Raw genomic sequence first — 15,633 nt, forward strand, 5'->3', positions numbered from 1 at the left:
TTAGTTCCGTTGGAGAGAACCGCGGGGCATTTCAATCATTCGGATTGATGACAGCGAGCATTTGATGATCTTCCCATTTGCCGTTGATCTTAACGTTTTTCCGAGCGATGCCTTCTTTATGAAAACCCGCTTTCTCCAGCACCCGAATGGATGCGAGATTATGAGGCATGACACCGGCTTCGATGCGGTGCAGCTTCAGTTCTTCAAAGGCGAATTCGACCATCAGCCTGCACGCTTCAGTTGTATAGCCTTTGCCATTATGTTTCTCATCTAAAAAATAGCCGATAAAAGCGCATTGCAGAGCGCCGCGCAGCACTTGAAAAAGATTGATCGTCCCGATCAGCGCGTCACTTGCCTGATGAAAGATGCCGAAGTAATAGTCTTCATCTTTTTGCATGTTGTCATAGAAGGTTGTCAGCCTTTGTTTCTGTCCTTCAAATGTATAAAAATCATCGCTCCGCTCCATGGAAAACCTTTCGAAAAACGCGCGGTTGTCGATCTGCAATTTGAGGCATGCCTCAGCGTCGCGTACTGTCAGCGGCCTGACATAAACGTGTTCCCCTTTTTTCATCTGCTTCGTCTCCTTTTCAAGTTGGAATGCGGTCTGCTTTTTTCATCAACTCTTCAAAGTAAAGAAAAAATGCGTCCCTGTCGACTTGCTCGACGACTTCGACCCGTCTTCCGTCCGGGTGCTCTTCTGTTCTCCCTTGGCGCGGGCTTTCCGTGTGCACAATCGCATGGGCGGTCCGCGAACGGGTGAAATCTTTGGCGCCGAGCGTGAGCGTTGTCAGCACATCCCAAAGGTAATAGGTGGAATTCGTCTCCGTATGGACTAGTGGCGGGCACATCGCATAACACTGGCCGATAAAGTCGATCCCGACATGCTTCCTGAGGCTCGCCCAATGGGAGCGGATCTCATTTGTCAAAGGCACCTGGTTCGTGCTTTCAAGGGCAACCATTTCGATCTGAATGTCAGCTTGAAATACCGTCTTCACACTGTACGGGTCCCAAAACGCGTTCCATTCCGCCGTCCCGTCGTGCTCAGGCTCTTCCACATTCCCTTTCTCAAGGAAGGTGCCGCCCATCCAGACAAGCTTTGCAATCTGTTCGGCGATGGACGGGTCTTTTTCCAAGGCCCGGGCCAAATCTGTCAGCGGTCCTGTGAAAAGCAGTGTCACAGGCTCTTTACTGTTTTTGAGCTTCTCAAGCAAATGAAGATGGGCGGGAAGGTCGGATATCGGCGTTTTGGCAGGGCCATTTTCATTTAAAATCGGCAGAGCGTCGACATAAAAGGCATGCATGCGCCACTCCTTTGGAAACGGATGAACACCTCTGGAGTCGGAAGCGGCCGTTTCGACCGGATAGGACCCGAAGCGGTCGATGATCTTCCGGCTTGCGCTTAGCGCGGGCTCCAGGTAGCAATCCGCGGGAATGACCGATGCGCCGACCAATTTGACATCCTCCATCTGCAAAAGCAGAAACAAGGAGACGAGATCATCCACGCCTCCGTCGTGATTAAAATAAACAAGTTTCTTCACAAGCATCATCCCCTTTGCTGTCGTCATGTTTCCTATTCTACATCAATCCATCTCCTGGTTAGGAAAATTTATCTAAAGTTAAACAAAAAGCTGGTATGATTTGTTGCGATTTTTTAAACAACTAGTATAATTAAAGGTTGTTGGTAAAGAAATGATACGGATACTCTAATAGGATGATGAAAACATGAAACGTGCACGAATCATATACAATCCGACTTCGGGACGGGAGCTGTTTAAAAGGAACCTTCCCCAAGTCCTGCAAAAATTCGAACAAGCCGGATATGAGACATCATGCCATGCGACAACAGGTGAAGGAGATGCCATTCAGGCGGCCAAAATCGCTGCCGAACGGCAATTTGATTTAATTGTCGCCGCAGGCGGAGACGGAACCTTAAATGAAGTCATCAACGGCTTGGCGCCTTTGGAACACCGCCCCAAGCTCGGGGTCATTCCCGTCGGTACGACAAATGACTTCGCCAGAGCACTCGGCATCCCGAGGGAGGATATTTTAAAGGCTGTTGACACAATACTAGAGGGAGAAGCCCGGCCGATTGATATCGGCCGCGTCAACGGCCAATATTTCATCAATATCGCCGGAGGCGGACGCCTGACCGAACTGACATATGACGTCCCAAGCAAATTGAAGACGATGCTCGGCAACCTCGCTTATTATTTGAAAGGCATGGAAATGCTGCTGCCTTCATTAAGGCCGACCGAGGTCGAAATCGAATATGACGGCAAGCTCTTTCAAGGCGAAGTGATGCTGTTTTTGGTGATGCTGACGAACTCCGTCGGCGGCTTTGAAAAGCTCGCCCCAGACTCCAGCTTGAATGACGGCATGTTTGATCTGATTATTTTAAAACGAACAAACCTCGCCGAGTTTATCAGGCTTGTCACGCTTGCGCTCAGAGGCGAACACATTCGCGACGAGCATATCATTTACACAAAAGCGAACCGCGTCAAAGTCACGCTCAAGGATAAAATGCTTTTGAATCTTGACGGCGAATACGGCGGCGAACTGCCGGGCGAATTTGAAAACCTCTACCGCCACATTGAAGTCGTCATGTCAAAAGAAAAAGCGAGAAAATTGGATGATTAAACTTGGTCGCATGCTTTGGCCAAGTTTTTCTTTTAGCAGGTGAAAAATATGAAACAAAAAGCCCCCGTGCAAAAAAATGAATATTATGATGTTGTATTTGAAGATTTGACACATGAAGGCGCCGGAGTCGCCAAAGTCGACGGTTTCCCGATTTTCGTGCCGAACGCGCTGCCAGATGAGAAAGCGCAGATCAAGGTGACAAGGGTGAAAAAAGGCTTCGCCTTCGGCCGCCTCATCGACCTGAGGGAAGAAAGCCACTTCCGCACGGATGCCCCGTGCCCGATCTACAAACAGTGCGGCGGCTGCCAGCTGCAGCACATCAATTACGAAGGCCAGCTTCTCTACAAGCAGAAGCAAGTCAAAGACGTGCTGGAGCGAATCGGCAAGCTTGATGTAAGCCGGATCACCGTCCACCCGACCCTCGGCATGGAAGACCCGTGGAACTACCGAAACAAAGCCCAGGTCCCTGTTGGCGAAAGAGAAGGCGGTCTGATCGCAGGCTTCTACCAGCAGCGCAGTCATGAAATCATCGATATGAACGAATGCCTGATCCAGCAGTCGGAAAACGACCGCGTCGTTCAAGCGATTAAAGAGATCTGCGGCAAATACGGTATCAAAGCGTACAACGAAGAACGCCACAAAGGCTGGCTCAGACACATCATGGTCAGATACGGCGCCGTAACAGGCGAAATGATGGTCGTCTTCATTACAAGGACAAACGACTTCCCGCACAAAGCGAAGATTGTCGAGGAGATCACCGCGGCATTCCCGCACGTCAAATCGATCGTCCAAAACATCAACCCGAAAAAAACAAATGTCATCTTCGGCGACGAAACGCACGTCATCTGGGGAGAAGAATACATTTACGACACCATCGGCGGCATCAAATTCGCCATCTCGGCGAGATCGTTCTACCAAGTCAACCCCGAGCAAACAAAAGTGCTCTACGACAAAGCGCTTGAATACGCCGAACTAAACGGTGAAGAAACAGTGATCGACGCCTACTGCGGCATCGGCACGATCTCGCTGTTTCTGGCGAAGCAGGCGAAGAAAGTGTACGGCGTCGAAATTGTGCCGGAAGCGATTGAGGATGCGAAGCGGAATGCCGAGCTGAATGGTATTGAGAACGCTGAGTTTGCTGTCGGCGAAGCGGAGACCGTGATTCCGAAATGGTATGAGGAAGGCATTGCGGCTGACACGCTAGTGGTTGACCCGCCGCGCAAAGGGTGCGACGAGGCTTTACTGCGGACGATTATTGAAATGAAGCCGAAGCGTGTAGTGTATGTATCGTGCAACCCGGGAACCTTGGCGCGCGATTTGCGTGTGCTGGAGGATAGCGGGTATGTGACGCTTGAGGTGCAGCCTGTTGATATGTTTCCGCATACAAGTCATGTGGAGTGTGTGGCCGTGCTTGTCAAAAAAGATAAATAAAAATCTAAAAACATAAGCCTCTCCAACCCAGGAGAGGCTTATAATGTTATATGAAGGTACCATTTCTTGCATAAAGTCCTACTGAATAAAGAGGTGTATCAAAATAGAACACAAAATATCAAATCAACTAACGATTAGTGAACAAATGAAGCGCGTTTTATCAACATATCAACAAGCAAAACATGAGGAATTTAAGGGGCACCCTTTGTCGCACCTTATTTGTCATGAAATAAAGGACACTTTTTTTAAAGTTGTTGACTTAGAACCTAGTATATATCATGTAGCAGGTTCTGTTGGAAAAGGTCGTTGGGCTGAGATTCCTTGGGTTTCAATTTTTATAAAGAATTTAACGACTTCGGCGACAAGGGGCTACTATATTGTTTACTTATTTAGTGCAGATGGAAGCGGTGTTTATGTTAGTTTGAATCAAGGATGGACCTACTTTAAAGAAAAGTATGGAACAAAAATAGGTAGGGCCAAAATCCAAAAAATAGCTTCTATTATCAGAGAAAAACTAAATACCATACCTCAAAATATGAACCTTACAAATATTGATTTAAAGGGCGAAGGTGATCTTGCGAGAGGATATGAGTTAGGACATGTATGTGGTCGTTTTTATGATGTTAGCAATTTTCCGAGTTCAGAAGACATCATAAGCGATTTACAAGCTTTATTAGTTACATACAAAGAAATAGAAGGTCTTATCGGATATCGATCAATAGAACAGTTTAATGATTTTATTCTATTGCAGGAAGATGGCCAATTTTTAGAAGACCGGAATAACGAAGAGCAATATCAATTAGCAGCCCAAACATTTATCATATCTGAGAATGCGAGTGTGGGATATGAAGTCAATCAAAAGAGAGAACGTCCACAACCTATCATTAATCAAGGTGGTCAAAAGCAATGGACAAGAAATGCAAGTCTTGCCTCAAAAGCTATGATGCTTTCAAACTATACATGTGAAATTGACCATTCCCACAAAACTTTTATCTCTAAATCTACCAACAAGCCCTATGTTGAATGTCATCATCTTGTCCCTATCGCCAAGCAAGAGGAGTTCAAATATGACTTAGATCAACTGGCAAACTTGGTCAGCCTATGTCCACACTGTCATCGCCTTATTCATTATGGTCAAGATAAGGAGAAGGAAAAACTGTTGAAAAAATTGTATGATCAGCGGAAGGATCACTTGAAAAAGATAGGAGTTGAAATTACTTTTTCTTATCTTAAAGGAATGTATTGATATCTACTAGATAAAAAATGTTAATATGATTAGCTTAAGGAATGGTCATATCCAAGTTGACTCTTACCAGACAAGCAAAAAGCGGGTAGCCGATATAATGAAATTAGGCTAGGGTCATCTCCACATGGATCAATGAGCATTTCTACAACATCCGAAATGCTTATCATGAAGCAAAAAGTCTCATTGGCGCCATACCCCTTTTAAAATGCAAGTCGGCGCCATCAAGCGTGCGTTATCACCTGATGTTAAACGTTTATCGATGGAGGAACGGTTCATACCTTTCAAGGCGGATAAAGAAAGGCCTTCATCATGTCGACGGTGTATATGAATTGTTTATCAGACAGCGAGAATAAACTGAGCGGATTGTTAAAGAGGATGCTTGTAGAAAATGACGTCGTTTATTCCTAATGAAAGTAAGGGAGCCTAGACATGTATCTATTTCAATTAAATCATCAAGATCTGAAAGAAATCCGGGAAAAACCGTTTAAGAAAGAAAAAGACATACAACAGCTTTGTGAAAAGAATTTAAAGCAATTGTTGGGCCTTAAATTCATCGCGTCTGAGTTTCGAGTTGCCGGCTTTGATACGCTGGCATTTGATGATCAGACGCAATCGTTTGTCATTATTGAATATAAAAATAAGAAGCACTCAAGCGTGATTGACCAAGGCTATGCTTATTTGTCCATCATGCTTAATAACAAAGCAGACTTCATTCTTGAATATAATGAAAATCAAGGAAGGCATTTGAAAAGGAATAGCATTGATTGGTTACAATCAAGGATTATCTTTATTTCGCCTGAGTTTACTACACACCAAAAGGAATCCATTAATTTTAGAGATTTACCAATGGAATTGTGGGAAATTAAAAGGTATGAAAATGACCTGATACAAATGAATCCTATCAGACCAAATAGGACATCGGGTTCGATAAACACAATTTCGAATCAAAGTGAAGCGATTGAACAAGAGAGCAGGGAAATCAAAGTATTTACTGAAGAAGATCATCTAATCCGCAAGCCTGATGAGGTGATTGACCTATACCATCAGTTCAAAGAAGACATTTTAAATGTAGGTGACAACATATCAGTCAAAGCGACAAAGCTGTATATCGCATTTACTGTTAATAAGCGTAACATGGTAGAGGTTCTTCTCTTAAAAAGGTGTTTGAAAATTTGGATCAACACCAAAAAGGGCGAGCTGGATGATCCGGCGGGTTTAATGAGAGATGTTTCTGAGACCGGCCACTGGGGAAACGGCGATTATGAAGTGCAAATCAGCGATGAAGAGCATGTTGAATATATCATCGGTTTGATTAAACAAGTTTATGAGAAAAATAAAGTTTAAGAGCCTTTTCACATATAAAAAAGGCTCTTTTCTGTTTTGAAAACAGAAAATTAAGTAGCGGGCAGGATAATAAAGTACGAAATCGAATTCATAAATTTAACGATCCTCTCAAATCAAAATCCACCCATTCACCAACCAGGAGGCCGCCCTCATGAACCACTACCAGTTAGACCAATACCTGCGCAAACTCGACCCTACCGAAGAAATCTAAATCACAACCGGTGAAAATATTCCCGATTTTGACGGTAAAGAGCTGCTGGTTGAACACAACGGTCATATTCCTCGTTTACAGGAAAACTATTATTTTGAAAAAGGGGCCGATTTGTTATTAGCAAGCATCTCCTAATTGTCTGTTTTGTCTTTCTCAGAATCCTTTTTTATCCTGTGGGGAAAGTGTTGTTAATCAATAGGGGGTTTTAAAAAGAAGAGCCTAAATTGTTTTTTACACAATCTTGGCTCAAACTCACCACATTGTTTTACATTGTCATATCTCAATCGTCTAGTCGTTTGCTGGCATAAAAGAGATCTTGTTTTACTTGCATATTTTTCTAGTGTATTCAAAAAAGCTCGGTACCGCTTCATCTAACATGTTATCCAGCTTTTCTATGATTTTTAGTTTCATTTCTTGTGAAAGATCTTCTCTTTCATCTAGGACTGTCTCCTTTATGTGCTTTTTAATTTTGCCCTCCAATTGATTTAAAATGAACTCGATTTCTTCGTTTCTTTCAGGATTCATGTATACTCCCTCCTCGGACTTCAAGGGCTTCTTTTAATTGTTTTAAGGTTTTTTTGTGCCAGTATGATATGTTCTGCTCTGTCTGTCCAAAAAACCATCCAATTACTTTATTGCTAAATCCTTTTTCATAATATAGCTGCAGAATCTTTGCTTGTTTCGGAGTAAGATGACTTACTGCCTTATTTAGTGGCTCGTTGCATATTGGGAAAATGGATTGCTCAGTAGATATAATTTGTTCTAGTGGATCAATACTTTGGTTGTTAGAGATCATGTCGCTTATTTCATTTTGGGGTTCATCTTTAAAATCGGAGAGAGGCTTATTCAGTATTAATTGATATCTGTTGTTTCTTCTTTTTACCCTTTTGTCATAATCGATTGGGTATCTTCGAATAAACCCAGATAGGTAACGAATAATGCGATTGATGCGATAAAAAGACTTAAACCTCTCATCTAAAGCGGCTAGGTTTTTATTCGTAGGATGCTTAAGGGCAACATAAAAGATCTCATTGTTGTCTGGATCTTCTAAAAATTCCTTCATCACCGGATTTTTCTTAACTTCTGATAAGCGGCTTTTTAATTGCGCCAAGTCACGATGCGCTTCATCGGCATTAATATGTTTGTTGAAATTTTGACAGAAGCAGTCATCAGAAACACTGGACTCACTTTTCATATAAAAACCCCCTTTACAATAAAAGGTGACGAGAAAGCGGTTAAAATAAAAAAAGAAATGAAAAAACAGAACTCATGTTCTTTTCTCGTGAAAGAAAATTTTTCTGTCTATATGTTCTTCACACAACTTTTTGAGTATTTCAGAGGAGATTTCACCTTTAATTAGAAAGAGAATATATTTAATATTTGACAATTCTTGTCTATACCCTTTTGACTATTGCGTTTTAGGTTTATTGAATCACATCGAATTTGACTGAATATGTATAGGGGATGATCCAATGTTTGAGGAGATTATGACGGTCGTTGGCAACTTTGGCTTTCCGTTAGTTTTAGCAGTTTATTTGCTTCTCCGTTTTGAGAAAAAGATTGAATCCTTAACGGAAGCAATAAATCATCTAAGATCCGTCATAAAAAAGTGAAAAGGCCTATGGATCTTTTCTTTTTTTTGTTAAAATGAAGTGGAGAATCCATTCCATATTTAGAAAGGGGTGGAAATATGAAGAAGGTACTTCTGGTCGTATTCCTAATCATTAACCTCTTCTATATAACAAATTATTTGTTCCGCTATGTAAGTCCCTTTAATATTGTGGGTTATTTTTGGTTATTTTCTTTTCTAGCAAGTATCATCTTATCCATAACCGTTCTTTTTTCCTTCAAACGTCTTTCTAATTCAACCTTATTTCTTGCCATATGCGTTCTAGCTTCTGCCGTTAGTTCGCTTGGTGTTTACAGTCTTTTCTTTACACTTGTATCATAAAAGAAGACTCTTTTTGGGAGAGTCTTCTTTTATTGGATCTAATTTAGCAAACGCCGAATAAACCGCTGGTTGCACACTCATATCCAAATGTAGCAACCATGTACCATCCCGGATCAGATGTTTTGCTTGCACAATGATAAAGGTTCATATCACATTCATCATCGCCCTTGCCGAAGTTTGCCCAGCAATAATCATGTGCTCGGCAGCAACGGTCTAAGGCGTTGATTGGAGTCCCGCTCCCACACTTAGCACCACACCATTTATAATGATGAAAGCCTGTAGCCGGATCACCAAAGACTAAACAACCTTCATACCATGCTTGTGTTGAGACGTCTTCTGCATTAATCTCCTCTGCGCCTGTTGGATGTTTAAGGTGCTCTACAAACTGAAAATATCGTTCATCAAATGGAATCTCAAGCTCATTAACAACAGATCGATCTGAAACAACAGCTTGACGAGTAACTTTCTCACCAGTCTCTAGAATTGCTGAATAGTGAGCTTTGATTCGTAATTTCCCGCACGATTCCCTAACCGCTTCGACAATTGTTTCGTCATTTAATGTTACAAAGAGAGCTTCTTTTTTCACCTCTTTTTCCTGCTCTGGAAAGAGGAAAGTGAATTCAAATGAATCTGTTTTCTCCGTTTCTGTCACATCTTGATATTTAGTGATCTCTGCAACGAGTAAAGCAAAGTCTGCGCTGTTATTGAGTTCATCAACAATGATGTTCCTTTTGTCAGTGTTTAAAGGCGTAATCATGATCCCCATGTTATCGATCTCCTTTAATTTTATTATGGAGGCGACAATCGGATTCGAACCGATGATCAAGGAGTTGCAGTCCTTCGCCTTACCGCTTGGCTATGCCGCCTAAGAGAAAGAGTGGGAAGGGTTAGTTCCCGCTCTTTTTATAGCAAGATACATCTTTATTAAAAACAGCCACACCGGTTAAAGATCACATCTCCTACAGGGGTAATTTTGAATTCACCAGGACAATCGCTTCCATAACCACAACATCTTCGATCAGGTTTACATATTAACTCGCTTTGAGGCAGAATCATTTCTTGTTTGTTTTGGTCTTTAGCCATTTAAATTTCCTCCCTTCTATTGCCTGCACTAATTAAGGTGGAGTAAGCGAGAAGAAAATCAAAAAGAAAACAATTTTTTTATTTTTTGATTTTGGGCTCCGTTTTTTCACCTTTATATATTGAATAATAAAAGGGGAGGGAATAACCTTGAAAATAACAGTTTTTATCAATCCGACATGTAATCCATGTAAGGCTCTAAAACAATGGCTATGGAAAAATAACGTGGAGTTTATAGAAAGAGATGCTATAAATGATGAGGCTGCCGCTCGAGAGCTCAGAAGTCTTAATGTGAATTTCACTCCTTACACTGTGATTGAAACAGCAGAAGGAAGGCATGAGATTTCAGGAGCGGATATCAAGAAAATCAGTGAAGTATTATCAATGGAAAAATCGATCAAGGTGTTTTAAATGGCTGGATGTATATTTGAACAGGATATTGGAAAGATCCATCAGATCAAAATTGATCTATTGAAGATAACAAAATGTCTTGATACTTGTTCTGAAAAAGAGAAGAGTTCCTACCAAGATATAGCTTACGAGTATTCAAAAGCCCTCAAAGCAGTTAAAAAATCAATTGAAGAAGCATATGGTGTAAAGCTTTGCTGTTGCCCTTTACACCATGAAATATATGGTAATTAGATTTCAGTTGTTCTATGGTGATTATACTGTTGGTTATAACTATTCAACGGATATAATCAGGCATAACTGTCATTACTAAAGGTGATCAGATTCGACTGACCGGAGAAATGGCTAGAAAAGGGCGGATCGACCGTGGAAATTAGAAGCTACCAATACGGAAGAATGTAAATCCGATAAATGCTGAAGTCCCTATGGTTCAAAGCTGAAAAATGAACCGGCTCTTTCACCGGAAATTAGAGGCGTCGTCGAAACGAGCAAGCTGGCAACCCCTGCGCTCACCGATATTAAGCAGAGTGTGATGCAGAAAATCCTAAAAACCCGGGCAATAAAATCATCAGAACATCCTTCACCATGGGAGGCGGATGCGGGCGAATACAGCGAGCACTAAAAGCGCCACAGAGCCTATAAACAGGCGAAGCAATGCGACATGCTCGGGGGTGTAATTCACTAGTCCCGGGCGTTTTATGTCGCCAAAACAATTGTTTCATACTCGCTCAAAAACTTAAACCACGGTTTTTACTTCCAATTTTCCCCTGTCACAGGTAAGTTTTTTGCTTATTCCATGAGCTGCCTGGTCCTATTATTTGAGATATCACTCACTACACTTCGATCATTAAAATCCAATTTTCCTCCCCCTTGATATCCCTTCATAGATTACCCTTGCATTTTTTAAGTAACAGAATAACATAGCAACACTGGTTAAATAGACAGGAGAAGGGTGAGGTGCATCAACTATCGAGTTGCGCCAGGTTCCATTTAAACCGAATGATTGACAAAAATCTCTCATTAATTGACAAAAGGTCATTACAAAATGCCAACCCTATGATAAGATCATAAAAAAGAAGATTAACAATCTAATATGAAATGAGGGGTTCGGCATGGGGAAGGTCGCTTCTGAAGTGGTGGCGGGGGTGTTGAACGAATTCCATCTGGCCATTAAAAAGCACGATATTCAGCAGGCGAAGCATCTTTTTGAAGAGGCGAAGTCGATGTTTGCCGAGATGGAAGAGAATCAGAATGTGCTCGTCTATTTCTCGCTGCTTGAGGAGCGGTACCGGATGATGCTTTTTGATGCCAGGGGAGAGCGCCGGCCGCATCAGTCTTACTTCAATGATTCGCAAGCGAACGCAATCGAACAGACGGATGATATGATTGATTACTATTTCTACTTTTTTGAGGCGATGCATGAGGCATACAACAAGAATGTTGAGCGGGCGATCAGCCTTTATAAGGTTGCCGAGAAAAGATTGGCGAAGATTCCCGACAAAATCGAAGCGGCCGAGTTTTATTTTAAAGTGTCCTGGCTGTATATGTCGCTCAGGCAGAACGCGGTTTCCTTGAACTACGCGAAAGACGCGATGAATATTTACAGCATGCATGACGGGTACGAAAAGAAGCTGGCGATTTCCATGGTTGTCATGGGGACAAATTATATGCAGATGCAGCGTTTTCAAGATGCGGAAGGATATTTCCAAAAGTCGATCGAAATTTCAAAAGAGATAGACGATTCGTTTTTAGAGGCGATGCTCCATCATAATATCAGCATTTTTTATTCGAATTCAGGCCGGTCCCAGGACTGTATCCTTGCCGTGCAGCACGCGTTGAGCAATTCCGAATGGTGTGCGTCCAGTTATTATATCAACTCTCTGTACATGCTGGTGAGGGAGTTTTTCAAAATAGGAGAAACAGAAGCGGCTCTGTACTACTATCAAAAAGGACAGAAGGAATTAGAGAAAAACGGGAATAAGATTTATGAAAAGAAAATAAACATTATTTATGAATTGTATCGTCATGAAAACGCAAAGACCATCAAAGATGACATCCATGCCTTGGAAGAGATGAATGATTTAGACGGCGTCTGCGACCTTTCATTGCTTATCTCAAGCCATTACGAAAGGAAAGGAGACTACAAGGAAGCGCTGGAATTTGCTAAAATAGCAATGACAGCCGAAAACAAAATGAGATCATTAGGGAGTGAGGTATTGTCATGAAAAAAATCATTCTTTGCTTAGCGTTAACAGCCGTGGTCTTAGGCGGAGCTGCTCTATCCCAAAGCCACATTATGGCGTCAGACAGTGTTCAAGTAGCGGAATTGCCTGTTGGAGGTTGAGGTCCTTTTTAGGGCTTCTTTTTTTTAGCAGAAAAAAAGAAAGAGCAAAAGAGGAAGAACATTGAATGAAATATACGAACTTGAAAAGCAATGATTAAACCCACTCCTCGCCGGAACAGCTGGCGGCATTATAGACAGACGGCTTTTTCGAGTTTGGCAGCTCGGGAGACATCCGCTTCAAACAGGATTGTCTCGGAGCCGGGGGGATCGGTGTGAGAAAGATGGGGATCGCTGATTTTGCGGTGCGTCCTTTGGCGGATGATGGTGTTGTGCTTGCCACATACCGTTTAAAGGATCAGACGAGAAAGCAGGAAACGCTGCGCAGTTCAATCTGGAAGCGGGTTGATGGCAGGTGGCGCATGTGTTTTCATCAAGGGACGCCGAAAAAGGCTTCCCATCAAAAAAGACCTGATTCGGGAAGGGCAATTTCCTGAATCAGGTCTTTCTTTACAAATGACTCCGGCATTCCGCCACACATTCTTCCAAGTCTTTTACCGCATGTTCCATCTTTGGCTTTGCTTCGTCATGAACCTTGTTTAATGCGTGATGCAAATGGGTCAATGCGCTTTCGCATTCGGTGATGCATTCCTGCAGGTCGTTTTTATTCATGGTGAACAAGCTCCTTTCCATGATGTGTACAACCTTAGTATTTCTCAGCTGCTCATGTTTATGCATTATTTTCCATGTCGGCTTGCAAATTTTATGAAAAATTAAGCTGGAATAACAAAAACAATCACCTGATATTTGATAAACTAAATCAATATGTAAACATGAATGAAATCCATAAAGACAGGAGAAGAAGGACATGCGGAAGCAATTGACGGCTTACATATCGCTCGCTCTCGCGATGGCGATCGTCGGCAGCTCGGTCGTCGTCGGCAAGCTGATGGTGGAAACGATTCCGGTGTTTCTATCGTCAGGCCTCAGGTTTTTGATCGCTGCCATTGTCTTGGTGATCCTTTTATTTTGCTTTGAAAAAGGCTTTCCCGCGCTAACGAATAAAGACGTTTTTGTGTTGCTGATACAGTCTTTTACAGGCGTTTTTTTGTTCAGCATCTGCCTGCTTTACGGCGTCGGCATGACGACGGGGATGGAAAGCGGGATCATCACAAGCACCACGCCGATGGCGGTCGGGATTTTGGCTTTCTTTTTGTTGAAAGAGAAAATAGAAAAGCGGATGGCGCTCGGGATCGTGCTCGCTGTTATGGGCGTGATGACGATCAATCTGTTTGGAGCGGGCGGAGACGGAGGCAATCCGCACGCTTTGCTAGGAAACCTCCTGGTCGCTGCCGCTGTCGTTGGGGAAGCACTGTTTACACTGCTGGCGAAAATGCTGTCGCCTCACATTTCCGCATTGGCGATTTCGACGTTTGTCTCGCTTTTCGGGTTTTTGTTTTTCCTGCCGTTTGCGGCTTACGAAGCGCTGTCGTTCGACTTTAGCGCGCCTGGGATCGTTGATTGGTCATATGTGCTGTATTATGCGCTGATCGTCACGGTGCTTGCTTTCTACTTGTGGTACAGCGGGGTGACAAAGGTGCCGGCAGGGATTTCCGGGATTTTCACCTCGGTGCTGCCTGTTTCGGCTGTTGCGCTGTCAGGGATCATCCTCAAGGAGCAGTTCACCTTCATCCATATGCTCGGTGTGGCGTTTGTGATTGGCGGCATTTTTGTCACGGTTTTGAAGAAAGAAACGGCAAAGGATAGCCAACATCTCGCATCCTAGCAGGATTTCCAATAAAATGTCGCAAATTTGATGCATCAATATAATGAATTCGCCAAAGGCTGCGGTATAATAGATTTTGTGAATTCAATGTTGAAAGAGAGTGGTAGTATCATGGGCCGTAAGTGGAACAATATAAAAGAAAAGAAAGCGTCGAAGGATGCCAATACAAGCCGGATTTACGCCAAGTTTGGCCGGGAAATCTATGTGGCGGCAAAGCAGGGAGAGCCCGATCCTGAGGCAAACCAGGCGCTGAAGTTCGTGCTTGAGCGCGCCAAAACATACAATGTCCCGAAAGCGATTATCGAGCGGGCGATTGAAAAGGCGAAGGGCGGTTCTGAAGAAAACTATGACGAGCTTCGCTATGAAGGATTCGGACCGAACGGAGCGATGGTGATCGTTGACGCCTTGACGAACAATGTCAACCGGACGGCGGCGGATGTGCGCTCAACGTTTGGCAAAAACGGCGGCAATATGGGTGTGAGCGGCTCTGTCGCTTACATGTTTGACCCGACAGCCGTCATCGGCTTTGAAGGAAAAACGGCTGATGAAACGCTCGAATTGCTGATGGAAGCGGATATCGATGTCCGCGATATTTTAGAAGAAGACGAGGCGGTGATCGTCTATGCCGAGCCTGATCAGTTCCATGCCGTGCAGGAAGCGCTGAAAAACGCCGGTATTGAAGAATTCACCGTCGCAGAGCTGACCATGCTCGCGCAAAACGATGTCACACTTCCGGAAGACGCGCAGGCGCAGTTTGAAAAACTGATCGATGCGCTGGAAGATTTGGAGGATGTGCAGCAAGTCTATCATAATGTTGATTTAGGCGCGTAAACGAAAAAGCAAACCGCCGGAAATGAAAGGCCCCGCAAATGTAAGTTTTACATTTGCGGGGTTTTTTTATGCCGGTCGTCTATGATTCTGTCGTGGCGCGCGGCCGCCGTATCCACGGTGTTGCAGCTGCAATCGGAATGAGCCGCGGCGGCCGGTATTCATCCAAATCCTTGATCGCGAAACGAAAATATAGAACCTGAACAATCCGAATTACCTGGGAAATAACCATGAATCGATGAATGGGACATTAGGAAGATTTCGGCCAGGCTTAAGACAGCGACAATTCTCGGATATCAGCATAATCAATGATGACATTCAAGGAACGGGAATCAGCTTTTTAAGCAGAATGATCGTGTCAAGGTTAAAGATATCGCAACAATTTCCTTGGGTTCATCCTTATTTTTACCTCAACTAAATTTTACCGATA

19 protein-coding genes, 1 tRNA gene and 1 pseudogene are annotated in these 15,633 nt (G+C 43.2%); 13 read left to right on the top strand and 8 right to left on the bottom strand.

All coding sequences use genetic code 11. The features are described from left to right. Positions 1-31: 31 nt before the first annotated feature. Both P3X63_RS04005 and P3X63_RS04010 read right to left on the bottom strand, forming a co-directional pair. On the bottom strand, positions 32-571 hold the full coding sequence (locus P3X63_RS04005; protein WP_277692484.1) for a GNAT family N-acetyltransferase: 540 nt from the start codon (positions 569-571) through the stop codon (positions 32-34). A gap of 16 nt (positions 572-587) precedes the next feature. Next, a complete protein-coding gene (locus P3X63_RS04010; RefSeq protein ID WP_277692485.1) occupies positions 588-1,538 on the bottom strand; it encodes a nucleoside hydrolase in 951 nt (316 codons plus the stop codon). A 184-nt stretch (positions 1,539-1,722) separates the two neighbouring features. On the opposite strand from P3X63_RS04010, the gene P3X63_RS04015 reads away from it, so the two are divergent. The 4 genes from P3X63_RS04015 to P3X63_RS04030 all read left to right on the top strand — a co-directional run bounded on the left by P3X63_RS04015 (position 1,723) and on the right by P3X63_RS04030 (position 6,658). Continuing rightward, on the top strand, positions 1,723-2,637 hold the full coding sequence (locus tag P3X63_RS04015; protein WP_277692486.1) for a diacylglycerol kinase: 915 nt from the start codon (positions 1,723-1,725) through the stop codon (positions 2,635-2,637). A 48-nt stretch (positions 2,638-2,685) separates the two neighbouring features. Then, entirely contained in the window at positions 2,686-4,068 is a 1,383-nt protein-coding gene (gene rlmD / locus P3X63_RS04020; RefSeq protein WP_277692487.1) for a 23S rRNA (uracil(1939)-C(5))-methyltransferase RlmD, read from the top strand. Positions 4,069-4,213: 145 nt separating this feature from the next. Beyond that, positions 4,214-5,314, top strand: a complete 1,101-nt coding sequence (locus P3X63_RS04025) for an MrcB family domain-containing protein (protein WP_277692488.1) — start codon at positions 4,214-4,216, stop codon at positions 5,312-5,314. Between the two features lie 429 nt (positions 5,315-5,743). Beyond that, positions 5,744-6,658 (top strand): DUF5655 domain-containing protein, encoded by a 915-nt coding sequence (locus P3X63_RS04030; protein WP_277692489.1) that lies wholly within the window; start codon positions 5,744-5,746, stop codon positions 6,656-6,658. 532 nt (positions 6,659-7,190) lie between these two features. Here the strand turns inward: P3X63_RS04030 and P3X63_RS04035 are convergent. Together P3X63_RS04035 and P3X63_RS04040 are read right to left on the bottom strand one after the other, a co-directional pair. Then, positions 7,191-7,394, bottom strand: coding sequence for a hypothetical protein (locus P3X63_RS04035; RefSeq protein WP_026589643.1), 204 nt, complete (start codon positions 7,392-7,394; stop codon positions 7,191-7,193). Next, positions 7,384-8,064 carry a sigma-70 family RNA polymerase sigma factor gene (locus tag P3X63_RS04040; RefSeq protein WP_277692490.1) on the bottom strand — a complete coding sequence of 227 codons (681 nt, stop codon included), beginning with the start codon at positions 8,062-8,064 and terminating at the stop codon, positions 7,384-7,386. Before P3X63_RS04040 ends, P3X63_RS04035 begins: the two co-directional genes overlap by 11 nt. A 292-nt stretch (positions 8,065-8,356) precedes the next feature. Between P3X63_RS04040 and P3X63_RS04045 the strand changes: the two genes are divergently transcribed. Continuing rightward, positions 8,357-8,482 carry a YvrJ family protein gene (locus tag P3X63_RS04045; protein ID WP_347176596.1) on the top strand — a complete coding sequence of 42 codons (126 nt, stop codon included), beginning with the start codon at positions 8,357-8,359 and terminating at the stop codon, positions 8,480-8,482. A gap of 381 nt (positions 8,483-8,863) precedes the next feature. Here P3X63_RS04045 and P3X63_RS04050 read toward each other — a convergent pair whose 3' ends face one another. The 3 genes from P3X63_RS04050 to P3X63_RS04060 all read right to left on the bottom strand — a co-directional run bounded on the left by P3X63_RS04050 (position 8,864) and on the right by P3X63_RS04060 (position 9,903). Continuing rightward, complete coding sequence (locus P3X63_RS04050) at positions 8,864-9,586, bottom strand: phospholipase A2 family protein (RefSeq protein WP_035428781.1); 723 nt, start codon at positions 9,584-9,586, stop codon at positions 8,864-8,866. A 26-nt stretch (positions 9,587-9,612) separates the two neighbouring features. Further along, a tRNA-Cys gene (locus P3X63_RS04055) sits at positions 9,613-9,686 on the bottom strand. Positions 9,687-9,744: 58 nt separating this feature from the next. Next, the gene (locus P3X63_RS04060) at positions 9,745-9,903 is read right to left on the bottom strand and encodes a hypothetical protein (protein ID WP_163170570.1); all 159 of its coding nucleotides are present in this window, start codon (positions 9,901-9,903) and stop codon (positions 9,745-9,747) included. Between the two features lie 147 nt (positions 9,904-10,050). Here P3X63_RS04060 and P3X63_RS04065 point away from each other — a divergent pair, with 147 nt between their 5' ends. From P3X63_RS04065 to P3X63_RS04085, 5 genes and pseudogenes are all read left to right on the top strand, one after another. Then, the gene (locus tag P3X63_RS04065; RefSeq protein ID WP_035428779.1) at positions 10,051-10,311 is read left to right on the top strand and encodes a glutaredoxin family protein; all 261 of its coding nucleotides are present in this window, start codon (positions 10,051-10,053) and stop codon (positions 10,309-10,311) included. After that, complete coding sequence (locus P3X63_RS04070; protein ID WP_026589640.1) at positions 10,312-10,542, top strand: hypothetical protein; 231 nt, start codon at positions 10,312-10,314, stop codon at positions 10,540-10,542. Positions 10,543-11,420: 878 nt separating this feature from the next. Further along, positions 11,421-12,533: a Rap family tetratricopeptide repeat protein gene (locus P3X63_RS04075; protein ID WP_277692491.1), complete on the top strand. Its 1,113-nt coding sequence runs from the start codon at positions 11,421-11,423 to the stop codon at positions 12,531-12,533. Beyond that, positions 12,530-12,652, top strand: coding sequence for a PhrK family phosphatase-inhibitory pheromone (locus tag P3X63_RS04080; protein WP_026589638.1), 123 nt, complete (start codon positions 12,530-12,532; stop codon positions 12,650-12,652). Before P3X63_RS04075 ends, P3X63_RS04080 begins: the two co-directional genes overlap by 4 nt. Before the next feature lie 146 nt (positions 12,653-12,798). Beyond that, positions 12,799-13,086 (top strand): annotated as a pseudogene (locus P3X63_RS04085) (nuclear transport factor 2 family protein); the annotation flags it as partial. A 13-nt stretch (positions 13,087-13,099) separates the two neighbouring features. Here the strand turns inward: P3X63_RS04085 and P3X63_RS04090 are convergent. Further along, a complete protein-coding gene (locus P3X63_RS04090) occupies positions 13,100-13,261 on the bottom strand; it encodes a hypothetical protein (protein ID WP_163170569.1) in 162 nt (53 codons plus the stop codon). Positions 13,262-13,457: 196 nt separating this feature from the next. Here P3X63_RS04090 and P3X63_RS04095 point away from each other — a divergent pair, with 196 nt between their 5' ends. The 3 genes from P3X63_RS04095 to P3X63_RS04105 all read left to right on the top strand — a co-directional run bounded on the left by P3X63_RS04095 (position 13,458) and on the right by P3X63_RS04105 (position 15,406). Continuing rightward, positions 13,458-14,375: a DMT family transporter gene (locus tag P3X63_RS04095; protein WP_277692492.1), complete on the top strand. Its 918-nt coding sequence runs from the start codon at positions 13,458-13,460 to the stop codon at positions 14,373-14,375. Positions 14,376-14,486: 111 nt separating this feature from the next. Next, a complete protein-coding gene (locus P3X63_RS04100; RefSeq protein ID WP_026589636.1) occupies positions 14,487-15,206 on the top strand; it encodes a YebC/PmpR family DNA-binding transcriptional regulator in 720 nt (239 codons plus the stop codon). A gap of 68 nt (positions 15,207-15,274) precedes the next feature. Then, positions 15,275-15,406 (top strand): hypothetical protein, encoded by a 132-nt coding sequence (locus tag P3X63_RS04105; protein WP_277692493.1) that lies wholly within the window; start codon positions 15,275-15,277, stop codon positions 15,404-15,406. Positions 15,407-15,633: the final 227 nt, after the last annotated feature.

Origin of the sequence: Bacillus sp. HSf4 (assembly GCF_029537375.1) — a bacterium.
Lineage (GTDB): Bacteria > Bacillota > Bacilli > Bacillales > Bacillaceae > Bacillus > Bacillus sonorensis_A.

What these genes read in the sequence shown, in the direction of transcription:
- P3X63_RS04100 (WP_026589636.1), top strand. Translation starts at nt 14,487, where the DNA reads ATGGGCCGTAAGTGGAACAATATAAAAGAAAAGAAAGCGTCGAAGGAT.
- rlmD (WP_277692487.1), top strand. Translation starts at nt 2,686, where the DNA reads ATGAAACAAAAAGCCCCCGTGCAAAAAAATGAATATTATGATGTTGTA.
- P3X63_RS04005 (WP_277692484.1), bottom strand. Translation starts at nt 571, where the DNA reads ATGAAAAAAGGGGAACACGTTTATGTCAGGCCGCTGACAGTACGCGAC.
- P3X63_RS04040 (WP_277692490.1), bottom strand. Translation starts at nt 8,064, where the DNA reads ATGAAAAGTGAGTCCAGTGTTTCTGATGACTGCTTCTGTCAAAATTTC.
- P3X63_RS04075 (WP_277692491.1), top strand. Translation starts at nt 11,421, where the DNA reads ATGGGGAAGGTCGCTTCTGAAGTGGTGGCGGGGGTGTTGAACGAATTC.
- P3X63_RS04050 (WP_035428781.1), bottom strand. Translation starts at nt 9,586, where the DNA reads ATGGGGATCATGATTACGCCTTTAAACACTGACAAAAGGAACATCATT.
- P3X63_RS04025 (WP_277692488.1), top strand. Translation starts at nt 4,214, where the DNA reads ATGAAGCGCGTTTTATCAACATATCAACAAGCAAAACATGAGGAATTT.
- P3X63_RS04090 (WP_163170569.1), bottom strand. Translation starts at nt 13,261, where the DNA reads ATGAATAAAAACGACCTGCAGGAATGCATCACCGAATGCGAAAGCGCA.
- P3X63_RS04105 (WP_277692493.1), top strand. Translation starts at nt 15,275, where the DNA reads ATGCCGGTCGTCTATGATTCTGTCGTGGCGCGCGGCCGCCGTATCCAC.
- P3X63_RS04060 (WP_163170570.1), bottom strand. Translation starts at nt 9,903, where the DNA reads ATGGCTAAAGACCAAAACAAACAAGAAATGATTCTGCCTCAAAGCGAG.
- P3X63_RS04095 (WP_277692492.1), top strand. Translation starts at nt 13,458, where the DNA reads ATGCGGAAGCAATTGACGGCTTACATATCGCTCGCTCTCGCGATGGCG.
- P3X63_RS04030 (WP_277692489.1), top strand. Translation starts at nt 5,744, where the DNA reads ATGTATCTATTTCAATTAAATCATCAAGATCTGAAAGAAATCCGGGAA.
- P3X63_RS04070 (WP_026589640.1), top strand. Translation starts at nt 10,312, where the DNA reads ATGGCTGGATGTATATTTGAACAGGATATTGGAAAGATCCATCAGATC.
- P3X63_RS04015 (WP_277692486.1), top strand. Translation starts at nt 1,723, where the DNA reads ATGAAACGTGCACGAATCATATACAATCCGACTTCGGGACGGGAGCTG.
- P3X63_RS04035 (WP_026589643.1), bottom strand. Translation starts at nt 7,394, where the DNA reads ATGAATCCTGAAAGAAACGAAGAAATCGAGTTCATTTTAAATCAATTG.
- P3X63_RS04045 (WP_347176596.1), top strand. Translation starts at nt 8,357, where the DNA reads ATGACGGTCGTTGGCAACTTTGGCTTTCCGTTAGTTTTAGCAGTTTAT.
- P3X63_RS04080 (WP_026589638.1), top strand. Translation starts at nt 12,530, where the DNA reads ATGAAAAAAATCATTCTTTGCTTAGCGTTAACAGCCGTGGTCTTAGGC.